This window comes from Shewanella basaltis (assembly GCF_023283885.1).
GTDB lineage: Bacteria > Pseudomonadota > Gammaproteobacteria > Enterobacterales > Shewanellaceae > Shewanella > Shewanella basaltis.
In genome coordinates, this window is record NZ_JAKILA010000009.1 from 1 (window position 1) to 22,071 (window position 22,071).

Annotated in this window: 16 protein-coding genes; 13 read left to right on the plus strand and 3 right to left on the minus strand. The window is 39.5% G+C overall.

Translation table 11 applies throughout. The features are described 5' to 3' along the window. Nucleotides 1-396: 396 nt before the first annotated feature. Genes L2703_RS08375 through L2703_RS08385 form a run of 3 tightly spaced genes read right to left on the minus strand, consistent with a single transcriptional unit; the run spans nucleotide 397 to nucleotide 3,568 of the window. Entirely contained in the window at nucleotides 397-792 is a 396-nt protein-coding gene (locus L2703_RS08375; protein ID WP_248970651.1) for a hypothetical protein, read from the minus strand. Then, nucleotides 792-2,867, minus strand: coding sequence for a bifunctional diguanylate cyclase/phosphodiesterase (locus L2703_RS08380; RefSeq protein ID WP_248970652.1), 2,076 nt, complete (start codon nucleotides 2,865-2,867; stop codon nucleotides 792-794). Before L2703_RS08380 ends, L2703_RS08375 begins: the two co-directional genes overlap by 1 nt. A gap of 35 nt (nucleotides 2,868-2,902) precedes the next feature. After that, nucleotides 2,903-3,568 carry a transglutaminase-like cysteine peptidase gene (locus L2703_RS08385; RefSeq protein WP_248970653.1) on the minus strand — a complete coding sequence of 222 codons (666 nt, stop codon included), beginning with the start codon at nucleotides 3,566-3,568 and terminating at the stop codon, nucleotides 2,903-2,905. Nucleotides 3,569-5,384: 1,816 nt separating this feature from the next. Here L2703_RS08385 and L2703_RS08390 point away from each other — a divergent pair. The 13 genes from L2703_RS08390 (at nucleotide 5,385) to L2703_RS08450 (ending at nucleotide 22,065) form a co-directional block, all read left to right on the plus strand. After that, complete coding sequence (locus L2703_RS08390) at nucleotides 5,385-6,551, plus strand: nucleotide sugar dehydrogenase (RefSeq protein WP_248970654.1); 1,167 nt, start codon at nucleotides 5,385-5,387, stop codon at nucleotides 6,549-6,551. A gap of 2 nt (nucleotides 6,552-6,553) precedes the next feature. After that, entirely contained in the window at nucleotides 6,554-7,861 is a 1,308-nt protein-coding gene (locus L2703_RS08395) for an oligosaccharide flippase family protein (protein ID WP_283107842.1), read from the plus strand. Continuing rightward, nucleotides 7,858-9,045, plus strand: coding sequence for a glycosyltransferase (locus tag L2703_RS08400; protein ID WP_248970656.1), 1,188 nt, complete (start codon nucleotides 7,858-7,860; stop codon nucleotides 9,043-9,045). Before L2703_RS08395 ends, L2703_RS08400 begins: the two co-directional genes overlap by 4 nt. After that, the gene (locus L2703_RS08405) at nucleotides 9,046-10,287 is read left to right on the plus strand and encodes a hypothetical protein (RefSeq protein WP_248970657.1); all 1,242 of its coding nucleotides are present in this window, start codon (nucleotides 9,046-9,048) and stop codon (nucleotides 10,285-10,287) included. It abuts the gene before it with no gap. Continuing rightward, nucleotides 10,284-11,372: a glycosyltransferase family 4 protein gene (locus L2703_RS08410; protein WP_248970658.1), complete on the plus strand. Its 1,089-nt coding sequence runs from the start codon at nucleotides 10,284-10,286 to the stop codon at nucleotides 11,370-11,372. The genes L2703_RS08405 and L2703_RS08410 overlap by 4 nt, the downstream gene beginning before the upstream one ends. Next, nucleotides 11,359-12,105, plus strand: a complete 747-nt coding sequence (locus L2703_RS08415) for a WecB/TagA/CpsF family glycosyltransferase (RefSeq protein ID WP_248970659.1) — start codon at nucleotides 11,359-11,361, stop codon at nucleotides 12,103-12,105. The genes L2703_RS08410 and L2703_RS08415 overlap by 14 nt, the downstream gene beginning before the upstream one ends. 16 nt (nucleotides 12,106-12,121) lie before the next feature. Then, complete coding sequence (locus L2703_RS08420) at nucleotides 12,122-13,549, plus strand: mannose-1-phosphate guanylyltransferase/mannose-6-phosphate isomerase (RefSeq protein ID WP_248970660.1); 1,428 nt, start codon at nucleotides 12,122-12,124, stop codon at nucleotides 13,547-13,549. After that, nucleotides 13,549-14,976 carry a phosphomannomutase gene (locus tag L2703_RS08425; protein ID WP_248970661.1) on the plus strand — a complete coding sequence of 476 codons (1,428 nt, stop codon included), beginning with the start codon at nucleotides 13,549-13,551 and terminating at the stop codon, nucleotides 14,974-14,976. Before L2703_RS08420 ends, L2703_RS08425 begins: the two co-directional genes overlap by 1 nt. Before the next feature lie 18 nt (nucleotides 14,977-14,994). Further along, the gene (locus L2703_RS08430; RefSeq protein WP_248970662.1) at nucleotides 14,995-16,395 is read left to right on the plus strand and encodes an undecaprenyl-phosphate glucose phosphotransferase; all 1,401 of its coding nucleotides are present in this window, start codon (nucleotides 14,995-14,997) and stop codon (nucleotides 16,393-16,395) included. 943 nt (nucleotides 16,396-17,338) lie between these two features. Next, nucleotides 17,339-18,550, plus strand: coding sequence for an outer membrane beta-barrel protein (locus tag L2703_RS08435; protein WP_248970663.1), 1,212 nt, complete (start codon nucleotides 17,339-17,341; stop codon nucleotides 18,548-18,550). A 7-nt stretch (nucleotides 18,551-18,557) separates the two neighbouring features. Further along, a complete protein-coding gene (locus tag L2703_RS08440) occupies nucleotides 18,558-19,094 on the plus strand; it encodes a polysaccharide biosynthesis/export family protein (RefSeq protein ID WP_248970664.1) in 537 nt (178 codons plus the stop codon). After that, nucleotides 19,094-21,343, plus strand: coding sequence for a GumC family protein (locus L2703_RS08445; RefSeq protein ID WP_248970665.1), 2,250 nt, complete (start codon nucleotides 19,094-19,096; stop codon nucleotides 21,341-21,343). Before L2703_RS08440 ends, L2703_RS08445 begins: the two co-directional genes overlap by 1 nt. Next, entirely contained in the window at nucleotides 21,340-22,065 is a 726-nt protein-coding gene (locus L2703_RS08450; protein ID WP_248970666.1) for a tyrosine-protein phosphatase, read from the plus strand. Before L2703_RS08445 ends, L2703_RS08450 begins: the two co-directional genes overlap by 4 nt. The last annotated feature ends 6 nt before the right edge of the window (nucleotides 22,066-22,071 follow it).

The window sequence follows — 22,071 nt, forward strand, 5'->3', positions numbered from 1 at the left end:
GATGACGAGAAAAAAGATAAAGCAACAGCTAAAACCAGTGACCAACACCATTAACTACACCGTCATTTACTCATTTGTATTAAGATGACGCCCACTACTCCGTCATTCCGGTAACGCTGTTGAGCCGGAATCCAGCAGTTGTTTTTACGTTTCAAGCAAAGTCAAAAGAAACACCTGGATCCCTGATACAAGCACTCAGGGATGACGGCAAAAGATGACGTGCGGTGAAGCAACACTTAAATCCTCAATGAAAGCACTCGAGGATGACGGAAAAAACTGACGAGCGGGTAGAGCAACAATACCTACCAGCTACCACCTAGTTCCTTCTTTTACAAACACCCACAAAAAAGCCCAAATTAATGGGCTTTATTGGTTAGCTCATCTAATCGTAAAGGATTAGTTGCTAGAGATTGTGCCTGCACCACCGCCAGAACCGCCGCCAAAACCTGGGCCGCCAGGAGCAGGGGCTGCACCAAATGCGCCGCCAGCAGCGGTTTGTAATTCTTCAATGTTTGCAGCAACAATAGCAGGGTCAATACCGTTGGCAACAGCAATCGCTAAAATATCGTCAGGTGTCATACCTGCAGCAACAGCGGCTTGTATTGCCTCAATAATCAGTGCTTCATCACCATTTGCGGCAACAAAGGCATTGGCTAATTGGGTTGCGGCTTCTGAAACCGGCACACTTTGCGTGCTCGCAGTTAGTGTTTCTTCAGCTGCAGTAACACCCGCAGACATTCCGGCAGTCATTAATGCCGAAACTAATAACAAAGTTAATTTATTCTTACGCATTATCTTGCCTCGTGATTGGTTGATTGACTAAAGTCGTTCAGCTGCAATGCACATGTCCATGAGTGGTTAGCGTTTGCAGGAATAATTGTACTGAAATTCCGTACAGCATACAATCCATTGCCTTGCAATCCGTCTATATTCATGAGTGAAAAATGTTCACCTATCATGGCCGATTCTACCTGTGGCGCAATGATTTTTATGCCAATACCATGGCATATTTGGGTCACGGTTTGCACAAAAAAGCGCGTATCAGCCTGGGCGATATCACGTACGTAACTAGGGTCAATCTTAATAAAATCAATGTTTAAGTTACGGATATAACAAAACGAGCTTAAACTTGAGCCAAAACGTTCAATAGCAATCGCTATGTCTAATTGTTTTGCGCGGCGAATAAATTTCTCTGTAGACTCAAGCGAAAGCATGGCGCCCGACTCGTTAAATTCATACAAAAGTGGTGGAAGCGATTTATGCATTTTTTGGTAAGTATCGAACAACCAATCAGTAAATACCGAATTATGCAGCGCACGGTTACTAATGTTAATGGCCACACGGGTATGTTCAATGTGCGTGAGCTTATAAAATATAAAACACACAACGGCTTGTTCAAGCTCCTGTAACACACCTAAACGTTCTGCCATGGCAAACACGTCTAATGTCGACAACACTTCACCGTCTACTTTAAAACGCACAAATGACTCAACATAAAGAATCGACTGGTTGTCGTCCACTACAGGTTGCAGCATTAAATCAAAAATCTTGTCTAGCGGAATACACTTAATGGCAAAATCATTTGGATGACAATGGCTAATCTCATTTTTAAAATACTCAGTAAACTGAGTTAACATACCCACCCATTCTTCACGAGTGTGGTTTTTTTGCATTGACTGGGGCGTCACTAAACCTGTGTCGTTGTGTGCATACTGATTATGCACAAGCTGATGGTCTAAACGCTTAACTACCTCAGCAAATTGTTCTTCGTGGTTAACCCGCGTAAGCGAATGCTTAGCAAAACCATGTACAAATCTGTCTGAGCTTTCAATGTGAATAACACTGGCAATTTGCTGATCTATTGTTTTGGCGGCGTCTTCAGTTAATAAGCTTAAAAAAGCAAACTCAGAGCCCGAAATACGGTATAAGGTTGCATCTTGCAAGTTACTCATCTGCTGGCTAAATAATTGTGCCCCAGCCAAAATATAATCATCACCGCTGCCATAACCCTCAATATCGTTAATGTGTTTTAACGAGGTCATAGACACTAAACCCAAATAAAATCGATTACCGTGTACATCATATTCTGCCTGAATCGACTCAAAACGTTTTAACAATGCACGGCGGTTTGGCAAGCCTGTGTGGGGGTCAATGTAAACCTCTTGCGACAACGCCTCGGCAAGTTTGGTTTGCTCGTTAAACGAGCGCTGCACATTTTCAACCATGCGGTTAATGGCATTCACTACCGTGCGCAGTTCAGAGGTAAACGGATTAATCGAATTAAGCGTAAAGCGTTTTTGTATAACCGACTCAGCTTGTTTTTCAATGTGGCGTAACGGATTAAGCACCGCTTTTAAAATTAAATAAGCGCAAAACAACGCCGCAAATAACTGTAATAAGGTGGCGGTTAAACTGCTAATAGCATGGTCCCATAAACTTTTATAAGAGGTACCCGCATGCGACTGCACGGCCAATGTGCCAGCAATACGCCAACCGTCGCTTACTTCACTGGTCATCACCGGAGGGTGCAAGGTAAACCAGTCAATAAACCACTGAGGTACAGCAAAATTACCATTAGGGTTGTCGCGTTTAAATAAAACCTTGCCGTCAAGGTCGGTAAACGTAATGTGCTGATAATAACCAGAGTCAAAAATGGCATTGGTCATGGTTTCGGCAATCACCAGGCCTTCTTCATCCATGTAAGGTGATATAGACAACCCCAAACTGTGGGCAGCACCTTGTGCATGCGAGGCTAGTTGCTCATTTAAATAGTCGCGCATGTTCGACACATTATTATACAGCGCCGCGCCAAAGCTAAATAAACACAAACACGCAATCAATAAATACAATTGCAACCGTAAAGACATTCCCTTTCTAAACATTATTGTTAACCCTGTTATCGTTATTCGCCGTTTTCTATTCTATTAACTAAATCTGTCCACGTTTTTGTCCCCGCACTGCTAGGTTTACTACTACCTAACCCTTGTGCTTTTGCTAACCACAAACCCTGGCCGTTAAACGAATATATCGGCTTTAAATCTCGGCGTTGGTTGGCAGGCAAAATGCGAGTTTTTAAATTATCTAACACCAACGGCATCGCCCCTGGCGTTTCAAGATAAATAAGTACCATATGTGGTTCATTAATCAGTAAAGCACGCACATACATTAAACGCATTTTACTTTCATCAACCCCCATAGCTTTAAGCGTAAAGTACTTAAAAATGGCAAAGTCTTCACAATCACCACCTTTAGTGCCTAAAGACTCTATAGGCGTAGCCCAATAATCGCTTTTATTCCAGTGTTCGCTGTCGCTGGTAAAACGAATCCGCCGATTTGCAAATTGGTTGGCCAAATACAATTTATCGGTAACACTAAGTTGCATACCTTCGTTAATGGTATCGCGCCAATCGTTAAAATCGTCAACTCGCTTTGCGCCATAACGTTGTTCTACAACGTTAAAAAAATCAGGGGTAAATAGCTCATTGGCTATGTTAGCAATACACATAGCCGAAAACACCACTGGCAATATGAGCCAACGGCGACAGGTATGTTTGCTTAAACTAGCCAAGCGAATGCCCAAAATGCCTACTGTAAATGCCTATTTAAAAGTATTTGTAATAAATCTACATAAATGAATGCTATAACAGCGCACATCATAATCTAGTTAATCTTAAAACAACAATAAAATGGCGATAATAGCAACGCTTTATCGTTTTAAACGTAACATTTTGTTAAGCCTCATCCTAAAGTTGTATCAAAATAAAAAACTTAATATTTCATCTGCAAACAGTTAAACGGCCAGCTAAATTTGACACTGTCAATTTGTTGGCATGCTAATTGTTTATTGTTCAGTGAGCTTCGGGTGTTAAACAGCAATACATGATTAGTGCGAACGTAAAAAACACAGTTTGTGGTTAAAAAATAACCTAAATCTGCGTGGTTAACATTCTGGTGTGTACAAAGTATAACCTTACTCAAAAGTTAGATTTAAATAAAAGGTTTTAAAAATAGAGTGTTACTGGTTTTTAGTGTAAAAGCGAATGGTTAGGGCGACACTAATGTTAAAAAAGGATATATCCAAAGTGATGTATTTTGTGTTGCACCAAAACAGCACTATTTGTTCCAAAATGTCGCATGCAGGGTAACAGGGTTGTTCACTATAAACGTTATGGCATTGCCTGTGATGTAGATAAAAAAACTATGCAGTAACTTTACAGTGTTTCGTGTTGTAAAAAGTGAGGTGGCAAAAGTTATTCAGGCTAACGTGCCATTTTAACTGTTTTAAAAGAGCAAAAGTGACGTAAAAATAACATTTAAAAAAAAGCGTCAAAAAACTGTCATTAAATTACGGTATACATTATAATCGCCGAATCATTAAGAGGACAGACGTAAAAACAGAGAGTAGAAAGGGAACATTCATACAAGGCATGACGCCACCGTGAACTGTTGTTGAGGCACAAAATCATCAGATTTAACCTCATTAGTTACCGATGCGATCTCATATCGTTGTTGTTTCCCATTGTGTCCAAAATACATACTTTTAGGTGTAATGCTGCGCAGCATCACAGTGTTAAATGTATGGCCGTAGCAATAAGTGCTAGCAAGTAAAGCATCACTTATCACTAGGCAAGCGAGCGTTAGCCGCAGGACCTTTCTACAGTTTCCCTCAAAACGTCAACATCTTAAAAATTTACAAAGCACGAGTAAAAATAACAAGTTAGCAGGTTTTACAGCAATCTAGAGGCTGCAATCTAGTGGCGGTAGCGTGCCTTTTTTCAGGCAAAGGCATTTTTTACTTTCACCTTAGCTTCACCGCCCGTCATTCCTGAGTGCTTGTATCAGGAATCCAGGTGTTGCTTTATTAACGCGGTAAAAAGCTGGATTCCGGCTCAAAAGCATTACCGGAATGACAACATTGGGAATCCAGGTGTTGTTTTATTAAAGCCGTAAAAAGCGGTTGCTTCATCGCTCGTCATTCCTGAATGCTTGTATCAGGAATCCAGGTGTTGTTCTATTAAAGCGGTAAAAAGCTGGATTCCGGCTCAAAAGCATTACCGGAATGACAACATTGGGAATCCAGGTGTTGCTCTAAAGGCTGTTGCTTCACCGCTCGTCATTCCTGAGTGCTTGTATCAGGAATCCAGGTGTTGCTCTTAGTAACGCGGTAAAAAGCTGGATTCCGGCTCAAAAGCATTACCGGAATGACAACATTGGGAACCCAGGTGTTGCTCTAAAGGCGGTTGCTTCACCGCTCGTCATTCCTGAGTGCTTGTATCAGGAATCCAGGTGTTGCTTTATCTCTATGACCTTTATGCTTTTACCTAGAACATCACTATACAAAATACGCATTAAAACCAATTTACGATCAACAGGAAGTTAATCAAATGAAAATTGCCATCGCAGGCACAGGCTATGTCGGCCTTTCTAATGCAATGTTACTGGCACAACATCACGAGGTTGTGGCTGTCGATATTATCGAGCAAAAAATTAGCCAGCTTAACGATAAAATCTCGCCAATAGCCGATGTTGAAATCGAAGACTTCCTCGCCAACAAGCCGTTAAACTTCACCGCGACCCTAGATAAACACGCTGCCTATAGCAACGCAGACTTTGTCATTATCGCCACACCAACAGACTACGACCCAAAAACCAACTACTTTAATACCTCATCAGTAGAGTCTGTCATTAACGATGTAGTCAGTATCAACCCCAACGCTGTCATGGTGATAAAATCTACCGTGCCTGTGGGTTATACCGAGCGCATTAAACAAGAAGTGGGTTGCGACAACATATTATTCTCACCCGAGTTTTTACGTGAGGGCAAAGCACTGCATGATAATTTATACCCGTCGCGTATTATTGTGGGCGAATTAAGTGAGCGTGCAAAAAACTTTGCTAATTTGTTATTGCAAGGCGCAATAAAAAAAGACGTGCAAGTGCTATTTACTCACTCAACCGAGGCAGAAGCGGTTAAGTTGTTTTCAAATACCTACCTGGCCTTACGTGTTGCTTACTTTAACGAGCTAGACACCTACGCAGAGTCACATGGCCTGGACAGTAAGCAAATTATCGATGGCGTGTGTTTAGACCCACGTATAGGTAACCATTATAACAACCCTTCATTTGGTTATGGTGGTTACTGCTTACCCAAAGACACCAAGCAACTACGTGCAAATTATGCCGATGTACCAAATAACTTAATCGGCGCCATTGTCGATGCCAACACCACCCGTAAAGACTTTATTGCCGAATCAATCTTAAAGCGTAACCCCAAAAAAGTCGGTATTTACCGTTTAATCATGAAATCGGGCTCCGACAACTTTCGTGCATCAAGTATTCAAGGGGTAATGAAGCGCATTAAAGCCAAAGGCATAGAGGTGATTATTTACGAACCGGTTATGCAACAAGATGAGTTTTTTAATTCAAAGGTATACCGAAATCTTGAACAGTTTAAAGCTGATGCCGATGTGATTGTGTCAAATAGAGCATCTGAAGAGCTAGTTGATGTGGCTGATAAAGTTTATACAAGAGATTTGTTTGGGAATGATTAATTATGATCTTATTGTATAAGAGTATACTTAAAAGTATGTTTGGTAAATACCTTGTTTACATAACTAACTTTATGTCTTTAATTATACTATCAAGGCTTTTTACTCCTGAAGATTTTGGTGTAATAGCTATAATAAGTTTTTTTTACCTTATGTTCCAGATGTTTTCTGAAGCAGGCATTGGTCCAGCAATAATTAATTTGAATAATCTTTCAGTGAAAAGTAAGAATGGGATATTTACTTTTACATTGTTAGTTGGATTATTCTCTTCGATCACATTTTATCTATTTGGTTCGACATTGTCCTCATTTTTTAATCAAGATAAATTACTACAAGCTATGCCATTCCTTTCAATAGGGATTATGTTTTTTTCCTTTTTAGTTGTTCCGTTAGCTTTTTTACAACGTGAACAGAAGTTTATTAAGATTGCAAAAGCAGGGGTTATTTCTGAGTGTACTTCAGTTTTTGTTATTTTTATTATGTATGATAGTTTTGACTCTGTATCAACATTAGCATCTAGGCTTGCAGTAATACCAATTGTCAACTTTATAATATTATATTACTTTTCTGCATCTACTGAGTTTAAGCGACCTTGTGTAGGTTTTTATGTAAGTGAGATTAAATTGCTATTTAAGTTTTCATTGTATCAGTTTTTATTCAGTTTTTTAAACTTCTTGTCAAGAAACTTTGATAATTTATTGGTTGGTAAATATTTGGGGAGTGTTTCTTTGGGGGTGTACGATAAAGCATATCATCTGATGAAATATCCACTGATGCTTTTAACATACGCTATGAATCCTGCTATACAACCAGTGATTTCGAAAATTTCTAATAACAGAGAAGAAGTACAATCTGTACATTTAAAATTTTGTTATAAAATATCAATAATTTCTTCACTGGTAGGGTTTATCTTCTTTGTTTTTTCTAAAGAAATAGTATACATCGTATTAGGTGAACAGTGGGGGCAAGTGGCTGTATTACTTCAGATATTTTCACTTTCAATCCCAGTGCAATGTATTCTATCTAGTAGTGGTGGTTTTTTTCAAGCATTAAATGAAGTAAAGCTAATGTTCAAGTATGGTTTATTTTCTGTATTTACATTTCTGAGTTCAATGTTTCTTGGATTGTATTTAGGTGAATTAGCTACTTTAGCCACCAGTCTTGTATTTGCTTTTTTTATTAATTTTTTGGTTTGTTATTTTTTAATGTACAAATACGTATATTGTGAGAGTGTTTTTTTATTTTATATAAAAACTTTGTCACCAATTTTTTTGTTTTGGTTGTTGTGTTTCAATGTAAAGGTGGTACTTTGAGAATTGTTATTTTATCTTCGTGTTATCCTCCCTTAATTCGTGGGGGGGCTGAAATATCAACTAAAGCTCTTGCTGAAGGATTTTATCAAGCTGGAAATGACGTTTTATCAATTAGTTTTGATAAAAAAGAATCTTCAGATATCATTGATGGTGTTAATGTGTTAAGGCTAAAGCCAGATAAAAGTTATTCTATTTTTTACAATGATGTTAATGTAGTCGATAAGTTTTTGTGGCGAATTAGGGAGGAGTACAATTCCATTTTGGCGTCGCAATTACTTGATAAAATTTTATCATTTAAACCTGATGTGGTTATTACTAGTACAATTGAAGATGTTTCAACTTATCTTTGGCGAATGCTAAGGCAAAACAAAATAAAAAGCGTAGTAGTTTTAAGAAGTTACTATTTAATGTGCTTGAATGGTGCTTTATTTGTTGATGGTAAAAACTGTAACGAATCAAGGTGTCGTAAGTGTAGGATCTTTAATGTAAACAAAAAGAAAATGAGCCAGTATCCAGATGCTGTAGTTGGTATAAGTAGTTTTGTACTAAATGAGCACTTAAAGCATGGCTACTTTAACTCATCTCTTAAAGCCATTATCCCTAATATTTGTTTTGATAGTGAAATGGTAGTAAAATTTAATTCAGATGTAGGTTTAGTTAAAAATTTTAATAGAGACTTAATCACTTTAGGTTACTTGGGGCGTATTCACCCAACCAAAGGGATTGATGAGTTAATTAAAGCTATTTCAAAATCTACTAATTGTAACCTTAAGTTGTTGATAGCTGGTGATGGTGAAGTTGAATACATAGAAAAGCTTATAAGTTTAGCAACTGACAAAAAAGTAGATATAGAATTTTTAGGTTATGTTGAAAGTAATAGCTTTATTCAAAGTGTAGATTACCTAGTTGTACCAAGTGTTTGGCGTGAACCATTTGGCAGGATTATTATCGAATCTTACATCAACAAAACCCCTGTAATTGCTTGTTCATCAGGGGGGATAACTGAATTAGTTAATGAGTCTACTGGTTTTTTATATAATAATATTAATGAGCTAATATCTGTTTTGAGTAATCTGCCAGAGCCTAAAGCTTTTGATTTTAAATCGATTTATGAATTTGAATCTAAAAACATAATTCATAAATGGAATAACCTTTTTAATGATATAGGTTTAAAGAGACTTTGAATGCGTTCGATTTTAAATACAAACAATCATATTGTTTCTAGAAATATCAGCTATTTAGTTTTAGCAAGTATTATGCTCAATGCTTTTTTGTCTTTTACGAATGCACACCTTTTTACATTAAATAAGTTTGTTGTTATAGCTTCAGAGGTATGTATTTATAACATTTTAGCTTTTTATTTTGTATTAATGAATAGGGCCAATTACTTAGCTCGGGATGTTTATAAGTTGTTTTGCTTTTTTTTATTAGTTGCTTTTTTTTCTATGTTGTTGACATCTTTTGCTAAAGACAGTGGTGTCTTTTTTGTTGATGGGTTAAGGAATTTTTTAATTGTTATACTTTTTTCTTTTAGTGGTTTTTTAGTTAGTAGAAATGACTTTCACAAGGTTTTTTTTATAGTGTCACTATGTGTTTTTATATTTTTGTTGATTGAAATAGTAAGCTTAGATTTGTATGCCTATATATTCGAACCTGCTAATTATTATTCGGCAACAAGAGGTCATGATGTAAGAGAATATAATTCAACAGGTTTGTTTAATGCTGCTTTAAGTTTTGAAGGGCGATTTTCATATGGTTTTTTTGATGGTCCACGAACATCTTCTATTTTCTTAGAGCAAGTAAGTCTGGGGAATTACAGTCAGATTGTTTTTATCTACTTGCTTTTATTTAGTAAAAATATAGGTAGTAGGTTTTGTTTTTTTTATATAGCGTTAATTTTTTTATCTGTAACATCAACCGAGTCTAGAAGTGCTGGTGGATTGATTTTTGTTTATAGTTTAATTTTTCTGTTCACAAAAAACTTACCAAAATATTTTAATTTCTTGTTAGTTCCTTTTGTGGTTTTATTAGGAGTGTTTTATGTAAGTAGTTTTAATGTAATATATTCTGATAATATTTCAGGTAGATTTTTTAAAGGGATGGTTTATTTGGTTGAATTTGATTTTTTTGACTACTTTGGGTTTGGGGTGAATAAAGTTAATGATTTTTGGGATAGTGGTTACCCATATCTTATCTCTAGCGTTACAATTTTTGGAGCTTTATTTCTTTATCTATTTACATGTTTATTTCATGATCAAAACTATATTTTATCGAAGAGAATGGCTTGGTTTGCTACGTTTTATCTTTTTCTTAACATAATTGTTAGTGGTAATTCTGTTTACTCAATAAAAACAGCTCCATTGCTTTGGTTTATGTTCGGTTTTGTTAAAAATAAAGAGCAAAAAATCAAAAAGGATTATGTATGAAAGTTGTTCATGTAGTTCGCCAATTTTTACCTAGTGTTGGTGGATTGGAAGATGTAGTATTTAATTTAGCAAAAACACAGATTGATAAAGGTCATAGTGTTGAAGTGTATACATTAAACTCTGATTTTCAATCTGACAAAGTACTTGCTTATGAAGATGATTTTAATAGTATAGTTGTTAAGCGTTTTCCTTGGTTCGGTTCCAAACGTTATTCTTTATGTATCTTGCCTTTAAATGAGTTAAATAAATTTGATGTCATACACGTACATGCTGTTGACTTTTTTGTTGAATATCTGTCTTTTTTAAAACGACTTAGGTTGTTAAAGCCTAAGTTAGTATTAACTACTCATGGTGGTTTTTTTCATACAAATAATAATGCAAAATTAAAAAGATTCTTTTTCAAATATATAACACCGTTTTCACTGTCACAATTTGATGTGGTAACTTGTTGTAGTGTAAATGATTACGAGTTGTTTAAAAGCTTAAATAAAAATGTTGTGCTTATAGAAAATGGCGTTGGTTTCAGAAAATTAGGTGATATTAAAAATAATCAAAACCTAGTGAAAAGTAACGATTTTATTTATTTTGGTCGATTCAGTGATAATAAAAGGATCCCTTTATTAATTGAGTTTTTTTCCAAATTGAAAACGTTTGGTATAAAGCTAAAAGTTATTGGCCGTTCAAATACTGGTGACATTGAAGTAATAAAACAAAGTGTAAAAATATTTAACGCTGACAATGTTGAACTTATATTAGATCAATCTGATGATATTATTTTGGGACACATTAAAACGGCTAGATTTACAGTTAGTGCTTCTGAATACGAAGGCTTCGGACTAAGTATTATCGAACTCATGTCTTACGGCTTGGTACCTCTTTTGTCATCAAACCCACCTAGCTTTAAACGATTTATCGAAGAATCAAAATGTGGAGCAATTTTTGATACCGATTCTCAATCATTTACGAAGGCTTTAGAGTTTTTATGTGAAAATTGGAGTCTAGACATGGAAAGTCTGGCTATTAATTACTCAAGGACTTTTTCTTGGGATACTGTCTCGGAGAAGTATTTAGATGTTTATCAATAAAGATAGAGTAAAAGATCACATCGTTAAACGCCTTACACTTGTAGATCATAAAGAACTACCGTTGATAAAAGAGAAAATCGTTTTGACGCAACAACCTATTTCGGTTGGTTTTGTTAATCAGCATGCTTATAATTTAATTCATAATGACGTGAATATAAAGGATTCATTTGATTCTCTAACTTATCAGTTTCGTGATGGTATGGGTTTAAAAATTGCCTGTAAGTTAAATAATTGCTCACCTGGGGTTAATTTGAATGGTACTGATTTTATACCAAGCTTAGTTAATCTCTATCTAGAAAAAAATTCAAACTCAAATGTTTTTGTTTTTGGTACTCAAGAACCTTGGTTATCAACTGGGAGCAAAAATCTATTAAATAGCCACCAGGTTACTCTTTTAGATGGTTTTAAAGACATTGATGATTATTTATTTGAGCTAGCAGATTCATTATCCCTAAATCAAAAGACTCTCATTATTCTCGCTATGGGAATGCCAAAGCAAGAGTTATTGGCTAAAGAAATTCTTAAAGTAGCAAAAGGCCCCGTACTGGTGATTTGTGGTGGTGCAGTGATTGACTTTTTAGCTAATAGGTTTACACGGGCGCCTAAATTATTCCGAATGTTTGGTTTGGAGTGGTTATACCGTTTACTTGTTGAGCCCAAACGATTATTTAAACGCTATGTTATTGGCATTCCAAAATTTTTTTTCTACATATTAATAAATCGTAATATTTAGTTTATAAGGTCTTTATATGCTTCTACCTGTAATTATGGCCGGCGGGTCTGGTTCGCGTTTGTGGCCTTTGTCGCGTCAGCAGTTTCCTAAGCAATTTTTAACCTTGCTCGGTGATCACTCTATGTTGCAAACCACGGCCAAGCGTCTTGCGGGTATTGCACATAAACCTGCGTTAGTTATTTGCAATGAAGAGCATCGATTTTCGGTTGCCGAGCAATTTAGATTAAATGGTATTGCCAACAGCGGTATTGTACTTGAACCTGTTGGCCGTAATACCGCCCCTGCCATTGCGTTAGCGGCCATGTTGGCCCTTCGCAATGGCGACGACCCTGTTATGTTGGTGCTAGCTGCAGACCATGTAATTAAAGACGAAGCGGCTTTTTGTCATGCAGTAACCAAGGCTATGCCACTTGCTGAGCAAGATAAGTTAGTCACTTTTGGCATAGTGCCAACCGCGCCAGAAACCGGTTATGGTTATATTCAGCGGGGTGATGCGTTAGCAAGCGAATTAGGTTTTGATATCGCGCAATTTGTAGAAAAGCCAAATTTTGCTACTGCACAAGATTATATTGCAACAGGGCAATATTACTGGAACAGCGGCATGTTTATGTTTAAAGCCAGTACCTACTTAAACGAGCTTAAATTACACAGCCCTGCTATTTTTGCTGCGTGCGAAGCGTCGATGCAAGAGGTGTCGCACGATATCGATTTTATTCGTATTAATAAAGCCGCCTTTGAAGCATGCCCAGACGATTCTATTGATTATGCGGTAATGGAGAAAACCCAACACGGTGTTGTAGTGCCTATGGATTGTGGTTGGAGCGATGTAGGCAGTTGGTCAGCTTTGTGGGAAATAGACGACAAAGATGAGCAAGGCAATGTGTTTAAGGGCGATGTGATTGGTATTAATACCCGTAATACCTATGTGAATGCCAGCGAAAAATTAGTAACAACCATTGGCCTAGATGATGTTGTGGTGGTTGAAACCAAAGACGCCATTTTAGTGGCTAAGCAGTCTGAGGTGCAGCAGGTTAAACAGGTGGTTGAGCAACTTAAAGCCGAGCAGCGTAGTGAGTGGCAGCATCACCGTGAGGTGTATCGCCCATGGGGTAAGTACGATTCTATTGATAATGGCGGCCGCTTTCAGGTTAAGCGTATTACCGTAAAACCAGGTGCCAAGTTGTCGGTACAAATGCATCATCACCGGGCTGAACACTGGATTGTAGTGTCGGGTACGGCCAAGGTCACCAATGGTGATAAAGACATTTTACTCACCGAAAACCAGTCAACTTACATTCCTGTTGGGGTTGTACACGCGCTAGAAAATCCCGGTAAAGTGCCTTTAGAATTAATTGAGGTGCAGTCTGGTTCGTACCTAGGCGAAGACGATATTGTGCGTTTTGAAGACCGTTATGGCCGCGTTGCGCCAACGGAGGCTAAATAATGTTGGTAAGCCATAGAGTGATTGAGCACAGCAATATTGCCTTTGGAACTAGCGGCGCCAGGGGCCTAGTTGAACACTTTAACCCTGATGTGTGCGCAGCTTTTACTGTGGCGTTTGTTCAAACCATGCGCTTTGCGTTTAGTTTTAATACGCTGGCCATTGCCATTGATAACCGCCCTAGCAGTTATGCTATGGCGCAAGCTTGTGCCAGTGCCGCGCAGCAACTGGGTTTAACGGTTATTTATTATGGCGTGTTGCCTACACCGGCATTAGCTAACCAGGCAATGGCGTTATCGATTCCAGCGATTATGGTTACCGGAAGCCATATTCCGTTTGATCGTAATGGCCTTAAGTTTTATCGCCCAGATGGTGAGATCACTAAGGCAGATGAGTCGTCGATTATTAATGGCCAGTTTACTTTTGAACCTATTACCAATCTGGTAGCGCTGCAAACGTCATTAGACGCGGCAAATGCTTATGTATCACGTTACCTCGATTTGTTCGACAGCCCATTTTTAGCGGGCAAGCGTATTGGTTTTTATCAGCATTCAAGTGCAGGGCGTGACATTTACCCGGCATTATTTGAACAGCTCGGTGCCGAGGTAGTGTTAATTGGCCGCAGTGATACGTTTGTACCTATTGACACCGAAGCCGTGAGTGAGGCCGACCATCAACATGCCATAGACTGGACAAAGCAATATCAGTTAGATGCGCTGTTTTCTACCGACGGGGATGGCGACAGACCCATGTTAGCCGACGAGCACGGCCAATGGTTACGCGGTGACTTATTGTGTTTGTTGTGCGCGAAAGCGTTAAACATCGACGCGCTGGCGATTCCGGTAAGTTGTAATACCGCTGTTGAGTTAACAGGGGCATTTAAATTGGTTATGCGTACAAAAATTGGCTCACCTTACGTTATTGCTGGCTTTTCGGCATTACAGGGCAATTACCCCACATTTGCAGGTTTTGAAGCCAATGGTGGTTTTTTACTGGGTAGCGATATTAAGGTTAACCAGCAGCTACTTAAAGCATTACCTACCAGAGACGCATTATTACCTATATTAATGGTTTTATTTGCTGCAAAAGAGCAAAGCATTTCAGCTTTGTCTGCCAATTTACCCACACGGTTTACCCACAGTGACAGGGTAACTGAGTTTGCGGTTGAAAAGAGCAAACAAATTATTGGGTTTGGTCATGCTTTTCCGGGCAAATTATTAGCCCAGCTTGGCCTGGGTGAAAACAATTTAAGTAAGCTGTGTTCGGTAGATGGTTTACGGTTTAATTTAACTTCGGGCGATGTTGTGCATTTAAGGCCGTCGGGTAACGCACCAGAGTTTAGGTGTTATGCAGAAAGTGATTCTTTACAAAAAGCTCAATCTTTAGTCAGTCAAGTTTTGCCAAAGTTGGCGTCCTTATCGTTAGTTTAGTTATTTTAGGTGAGTCAAATGGACAGACCATCCAAGTTTCAATTTATTGGTTCTTCTTCGAGTTTTTTTATTCGTATCATTGATATGTCGCTTATTGTGTCGGCGTTATTATTTATGATGCATGGTTACAATGTGGCCTTTAATAAAGATTACTTATTAGTGTTATCTGGTGTGTTGTTATCGTTTAGTTATATTGGTGAGTCTATTGGTTTATACCGTTCGTGGCGTTTAGGCAAATTTTCGCACATGTGCCGTTTATTAGTAATGGTTATTACTGTGTGCTTTTTGGTTATGGTTACCGTGCTGTTTATTTTTAAATATGCTGAGCTCTATTCGCGTGTGGTAATGATTGGCTGGTTTATAACCTCGGTAGTGTTTTTGCTTAGTTGGCGGTTAATGGTGCGTGAAATAAAGCGCGTTCGTCGCAGTAAAGGCTTAAATACAGAAAAAGTCGCTATTATTGGCCTAACTCAAACAGGCATGAACCTTTACGAAGAAATTTGGAAGCATGATGAATTGGGCTTTGACTGTATAGGCTTTTTTGATGACAGAGAACCCAGCAGAATAGTCGATTTAGAGCCAAAGTTAATTGAGGGCAATATTAACCAGGCTATTGAGTTAGCCCGCAGTGGTGATGTGCAAAAGTTGTATATTTGCCTACCGTTATTGGCTGAGCAACGCATTGCCGATATTATTCAGCAGTTAGGTGACAGTACCGTTGATGTATTAATTACCCCAGACTTTTTAATGAAAAACTTAATGAACGGCCGTATTGGTAGCGTGGGTGAAGTAGACACCATTAGTGTATTTGAATCGCCGGTAAATGGTATGAAGCGTTTTTATAAACGCAGTTTTGATATTGTATTTAGTTTGTGTGCAATTATAGCCATTTCGCCTGTGTTGTTAATTGTTGCCATTGCCGTTTATATGTCGTCCCCAGGCCCTGTGTTATTTAAACAAGACCGCTATGGTTTAGATGGTCGCAAAATTAAAGTGTGGAAGTTTCGCTCTATGACGGTGACCGAAAATGCCAGCAAGGTTACTCAGGCACGTAAAGGTGATGCACGTATTACTAAAGTGGGGGCATTTATTCGCCGCACCTCGTTAGACGAATTACCGCAATTTTTTAATGTGTTAAAAGGCGATATGTCGGTGGTTGGCCCGCGGCCGCACGCGGTAGCGCATAACGAAGAATACCGTAAGTTAGTCAGTTACTATATGCTGCGCCACAAAGTGTTACCCGGCATTACCGGCTGGGCACAAGTTAATGGCTGGCGCGGTGAAACAGACACCCTGGATAAAATGGAAATGCGCGTTGAGTACGACCTTGCCTACATTCGTAACTGGTCACTCTGGTGGGATGTAAAAATCGTGTTTTTGACCTTTTTTAAAGGCTTTGTAGGCAAAAACGTATATTGATTTTAGGGGCGAGGGGCTAGGAGTTCGCAAGCTCGCCAGAGAGCGGACTTCGTCCTGCTAGTGGCTAGATGACGGTATACAGAACGCTACGCTTACGGTTTTTTGTTTGTCATTCCAGCAATGCTTCACCTTCGTCATTCCGGCAACGCCAGCTACTACGTCATTCCGGCAGCGTTTTTAAAGCCGGAATCCAGGTGTTTACTACGTCATTCCAGCAGCGTTTTTAAAGCCGGAATCCAGGTGTTTAGTACGTCATTCCGGCAACGTTTTTAAAGCCGGAATCCAGGTGTTGACTCTTAAGGCAAGCACAAAAGCAACACCTGGATCCCTGATACAAGCATTCAGGGATGACGGGCGGTAGAGCAAAAGCATTTACGTTATACCGGTAACGCCAGCTACTACGTCATTCCGGCAGCGTTTTTAAAGCCGGAATCCAGGTGTTTAGTACGTCATTCCGGTAACGTTTTTAAAGCCGGAATCCAGGTGTTGACTCTTAAGGCAAGCACAAAAGCAACACCTGGTTCCCTGATAAAAGCACTCAGGGATGACGAGCGGTAGAGCAAAAGCATTTACGTTATACCGGTAACGCCAGCTACACGTCATTCCGGCAACGCTTATAAAGCCGGAATCCAGGTGTTTACTTCGTCATTCCGGTAACGTTTTTAAAGCCGGAATCCAGGTGTTGGCTCTTAAGGCAAGCGCAAAAGCAACACCTGGATCCCTGATAAAAGCACTCAGGGATGACGGGCAGTAGGATAAAAGCCTAGTACCTAGTATCCCCGATAAAAGCATTCGAGGACGGAGCCTGAACCTATTACCTATAAGCGAAGCGTTCCGTGAGCCGTTATCTGTTATCCGTCGACTCTAGAGTTTTAAGTTTACCCATTGGCAATTGTGCCAGTGTTAATAATTACCATGTATATATTTTATAAGGATATAAGTCATGAATGTACCATTTAAAGTGAGTTGCATGTCTGTTGCTGTCGCTTCAGTATTTATGGCTAATGTTGTGATAGCCGCAGATGAAAAAGCTGGGGTGATTCGTACCGAATCTGGTGTTGATTTTACCCCTGGCTTAAATTCTGGATTAAAATACGACGACAACATTACTAGTGCAAACGATGCAAATGAAAAGTTTGATAGCTGGGCGATGACTGTTACGCCGGCATTGCAAGCACAGTTAATTGATGGTCAAACCGTATTTACTGTTGATGCTGCGCTTGAATATGGCGATTACTTTTCAAGCAGCGATGATAATTATTTAGATGCATTACTCAAAGCCAAAGCTGAAGTAGACGTAAACCAGTCTAGACGATTTGGTTTTGATGCCGCTTATATCGTTGGCCATGAAGATCGAGGTAGTGGGATTTTTGAGGGCACCAGTGGTGCTGATCAAAACGAACCTAATGCGTACGACATTACAAGTGTTGGCGGCTACTATGAGTATGGTGCAAAAACGACACCCGCCCGTATTCGTGCGAATGCCAAATATTCTTCTAAAGAATACTCTAATTTTGAAACGGTAACTCAATATCGCAATTATGATGATACTACATTGGGTGCAACCTTTTATTATGATACTCGTTCTGCGACCAGCATCTTTTTAGACTTTCAACATGTCGATACCGTATATGAGTTAACCGATCCTACAGGTGACCGTGACAGTGTAACAAATACTGCAAGAGTCGGTGCAGAGTGGCAGGCAACAGCATCTACCGAAGGCAGTGTTAAAGTAGGTTACCAAAATAAACGTTTTGATAATGCAGATCGTGAAGATTTTAGTGGCTTATCGTGGGACGCCAAAGTGACCTGGAAACCATTAACTTATTCTGCTTTTGATTTCAGTACTGGTAGAGCAAGCCGCGATCCCAATGGCTTTGGTGATTTTGTGCGAGGCACCAGTTATGCGGTTAAATGGCACCATGAATGGAGTGATTTATTTACCTCATCAATAGGCTTTAAACAAGTTGATGATGACTACACAGGTGTAGAGCGTGAAGATAAGAGTAAAGTCTATCAACTTGGCCTTAACTATTACGTGACGCGCTGGTTAACTTTAAACACAGGGGTAGATATTTTTGAGGTTGACTCGACAGATAGCCAATACGTATATGATAGAAATGTGTATTTTATTAAAGCAGAAATGACCCTGTAGGACCAACATGAAGTATTTAGCGACAATATTAACTGCTATGTTTGTGCTGTTTTTGGCAATGATACCAATAACAGCACAAGCTGAAAGCCAAAGTTACAAGCTTGGTGCCGGTGATACCATAGTGATAAAAGTATACGGTGAAGAGGCATTAACCCTCGAGACACAAATTACTAATAGCGGCACCATTAATTACCCTTTTTTAGGCTCGTTAACCTTAATTGGTTTGACCATTAAAGAAGTTGAGCAATTAGTATATAGCGGCTTAAAAGGCGATTATTTCGTTGAGCCTAATGTGTTTGTTGGCATGGTTGAATATCGGCCGTTTTATATTCATGGTGAAGTAAAACAACCTGGTGGTTACCCCTACCAACCAGGGATGACGGTAAACCAGGCCGTCGCTCTTGCGGGCGGACTCACTGAGCGTGCCTCGCAAGAAAAAATTAAAATTTCCCGAGAGGGCAGTAAAGTTGAATCTGAAAATGGCACCATTAATAGTGTGATACAGGCTGGCGATACCATTACCATTGAGCAGAGGTTTTTTTAATGAGTTTTATTGAACGTCGTACCCCTTCGAATGCTCAAGGTAATAAGCAAACACCACAAGCACAAATGGAACAACTCATTGATATTAAAAAGCTGGTACAGCCTATTTTACGTTTTAAATGGCGAATTATCACTTTTGCCTTATTGGTTACAGCATTAACGGTATTTGTTGTACTGAGTATGACACCCATTTACAGTGCAAAATCAACACTATTAATTGAAGCTGCACAAGCCCAAGCGATTAAAATTGATGAAGTATATGGTATTAATTCTGGCCAGCAAGAGTATTATTTAACCCAATTTGAAATTATTAAATCGCGCAGTATTGCTGAGCGAGTATTTAATGAGCTTGATTTAATTAATCACCCGGCTTTTAATCAGCCACCAGGCTGGTTTGCAGAGTTAAAGTCGCAACTTAATTTTATCCCTCAAGAGGTAGCTAGTGATTCACAGGCCAGCCAGGATATTGCCAAGCACAGATTAATTGATAGTTTTGCCCAAAATATCAGTATTTCGCCTGTACCAAAAACCCAACTAGTTAATATTAGCTTTGAAAGCCCAGATGCTGAGTTAGCGGCTAAAGTGGCTAATGCTATTGGTGATACGTATATTGTTAGCCAGTTAGAGGCTAAATTGGGTATGACCCAAAAAGCCAATACCTGGTTAGGCGGCCGCCTAGAAGACTTGCGCTTAAAGTTAGATGAGTCTGAGCATAAGCTTGAACAATTTAAGCTTGAAAATGGCTTAATTGATGTTGAAGGTGTGACAGCGCTTGATGCCAAAGAGCTTGAGCGCTTAAGCGACGAAATTACCGTTGCGAGGTCACGCAAGGCCCAGGCAGACAGCTTTATGGCGGTAGTTAAACGCTATGGCGCTACCGATATAAGCCGTTTAGAGAGCCTGCCAGAGGTAACAGCGCATTTATCGATACAAAACGTAAAGCGTGAGGTGGTGTTAGTTGAGCGTAAAGTGTCTGAGCTGCAGCAAGTATATGGCCCTAAACACCCTAAAATGATTGCAGCCCAGGCTGAGTTAGACACGGTGCAGCAAAATTTACGCAAACAAATAAGCCGTTTAGTGCAGGGGATAGAAGACGAAGCGCAAACCGCAGCACAAACCTTGGCGGCGTTAGAGGAGCAATTTAATCAATCAAAAGGCTCGTTTCAAAACCTCAGTACCAAAGACACTGACTACCAACGCTTGCTAAGAGAAGTTGATACTAACAGACAACTTTTTGATAGTTTTTTAGCTCGTCAAAAAGAAACGGAGGTAACCGGAGATTTTGACTCGCCAGTCGCCCGTTTTACCGACAGAGCCGTTGTCCCTTTATTACCAGAAAAACCAAAAAAGAAGGTGATTATTATTTTGGCCTTTATTGCCAGTTTAGGCTTTGCCATGGTGATGGTATTAATACTTGATGCTTTAAACGACACCATTAAAACCAATGATGATGTTGAAAAACTCTTGTCGCAACGAGCCCTGGGTTACGTACCTAAAGCCAAAAAAGGGGCTAGCTATGATGAGATTAACTTTGCCTTTTATGACAGCAGTACACCATTGCATGCCGAGGCGGTTAGAACCATTAGAACCTCCATGTCGTTAATGGCCATGGGTAGCGAGCTAAATACAATCGAGGTAACGTCGTCTAACCCTAATGAAGGGAAAACCAGCACATCAATGAACCTGGCTTTTGCTTATGCCACCATGGAAAAAGTGTTAATTATTGATGCCGATTTACGTAAGTCTAGCCTGGGGTTACGTTTTGGATTGCCTACCTACCAGCCAGGGCTTGCCAATGTATTGTCGGGCACTGACAGTATTGCCAGTTGTATTGTTAAAGAGGTTAAGCCTAACGTAGATGTTATGCCTGCAGGTGCGGTGCCGTTAAACCCGCAAGAGTTATTAGCATCGCCTAATTTTGCTGAATTATTGGCTGAGTTAAAAAAACAATACAGTAAAATTATTATTGATACGCCGCCCATTCATGCTGTGAGTGATGCATTGATTATTACCGCGTTGTGCGATGCGACAGTATTGGTTGTAAAGGCAGCCCATACTCGCAGCGAGGCAATTAAGTTAACTCTGGCTAAGTTAAACCAGGCGCGCAGCAAGGTGTTTGGTGTGGTGTTAAATCAGTTTAATACCAAAGAAGCGCAGCGCTATGAGGGCGATTATGGTTATTACCAGGCGTATGGCACTGAATACGCCATAAAAGACCCTGCAGCACACTCGGCCAATACTAAAGCATGATAGATTTACATTGTCATATTTTAGCGGGCATAGACGATGGGGCTAAGTCAGTTGATGAAGCCCTAGCGTTAATAGCCCTAGCTGAGCAGCAAGGGGTGTCACGAATGGTGGCAACGCCTCATATTCACTTAGGTATTTTTGATAATAACCTGGAAACAATTAATACCGCCTATGCGGTATTAGCCGACGCGGTTAAGCAGTCAGGGTTGTCTGTTGAGTTGTACGCTGCAGCAGAGGTGAGAATAGCGCCAGAGATCCTTTTATTCATTGAGCAACAAAAACTGCCGTTTTTGGGCCGATATAATAACCATGATGTTTTGTTATTAGAGTTACCGAGTAGTCATATTCCAGCGGGAACCGATAAGCTCATTAATTGGTTGTTGGCGCGAAACGTACTGCCAATGATTGCTCATCCTGAGCGCAACCGTGAATTACAAAGCCATCCCGAACGCATTAACGCATTTGTGCAGGCAGGGTGTTTATTACAGTTAACGGCATCATCGTTACTTGGCGACATGGGCGCTAGTGCCAAGTATTTAAGCGAAGATTGGATTAAACAGCGGGTTTATTCGATAGTGGCGTCCGACTGCCACTCCATAAAACGCCGGCCGCCAAAAATGGCTGAGGCGATACAGTTAATTACCGAGTTAACCGCTGTGGATTATGCCGAGCAAATCAGTACAGTAACGCCTAAGTTAATTTCTGATGCTCTAGTCTCTTAACAAATA

Excerpts from the sequence above, each read along its gene's own strand:
- L2703_RS08435 (WP_248970663.1), top strand. The coding sequence starts at position 17,339 with ATGAATGTACCATTTAAAGTGAGTTGCATGTCTGTTGCTGTCGCTTCA.
- L2703_RS08375 (WP_248970651.1), bottom strand. The coding sequence starts at position 792 with ATGCGTAAGAATAAATTAACTTTGTTATTAGTTTCGGCATTAATGACT.
- L2703_RS08395 (WP_283107842.1), top strand. The coding sequence starts at position 6,554 with ATGATCTTATTGTATAAGAGTATACTTAAAAGTATGTTTGGTAAATAC.
- L2703_RS08440 (WP_248970664.1), top strand. The coding sequence starts at position 18,558 with ATGAAGTATTTAGCGACAATATTAACTGCTATGTTTGTGCTGTTTTTG.
- L2703_RS08410 (WP_248970658.1), top strand. The coding sequence starts at position 10,284 with ATGAAAGTTGTTCATGTAGTTCGCCAATTTTTACCTAGTGTTGGTGGA.
- L2703_RS08390 (WP_248970654.1), top strand. The coding sequence starts at position 5,385 with ATGAAAATTGCCATCGCAGGCACAGGCTATGTCGGCCTTTCTAATGCA.
- L2703_RS08450 (WP_248970666.1), top strand. The coding sequence starts at position 21,340 with ATGATAGATTTACATTGTCATATTTTAGCGGGCATAGACGATGGGGCT.
- L2703_RS08420 (WP_248970660.1), top strand. The coding sequence starts at position 12,122 with ATGCTTCTACCTGTAATTATGGCCGGCGGGTCTGGTTCGCGTTTGTGG.
- L2703_RS08425 (WP_248970661.1), top strand. The coding sequence starts at position 13,549 with ATGTTGGTAAGCCATAGAGTGATTGAGCACAGCAATATTGCCTTTGGA.
- L2703_RS08415 (WP_248970659.1), top strand. The coding sequence starts at position 11,359 with ATGTTTATCAATAAAGATAGAGTAAAAGATCACATCGTTAAACGCCTT.
- L2703_RS08405 (WP_248970657.1), top strand. The coding sequence starts at position 9,046 with ATGCGTTCGATTTTAAATACAAACAATCATATTGTTTCTAGAAATATC.
- L2703_RS08445 (WP_248970665.1), top strand. The coding sequence starts at position 19,094 with ATGAGTTTTATTGAACGTCGTACCCCTTCGAATGCTCAAGGTAATAAG.
- L2703_RS08380 (WP_248970652.1), bottom strand. The coding sequence starts at position 2,867 with ATGTCTTTACGGTTGCAATTGTATTTATTGATTGCGTGTTTGTGTTTA.
- L2703_RS08430 (WP_248970662.1), top strand. The coding sequence starts at position 14,995 with ATGGACAGACCATCCAAGTTTCAATTTATTGGTTCTTCTTCGAGTTTT.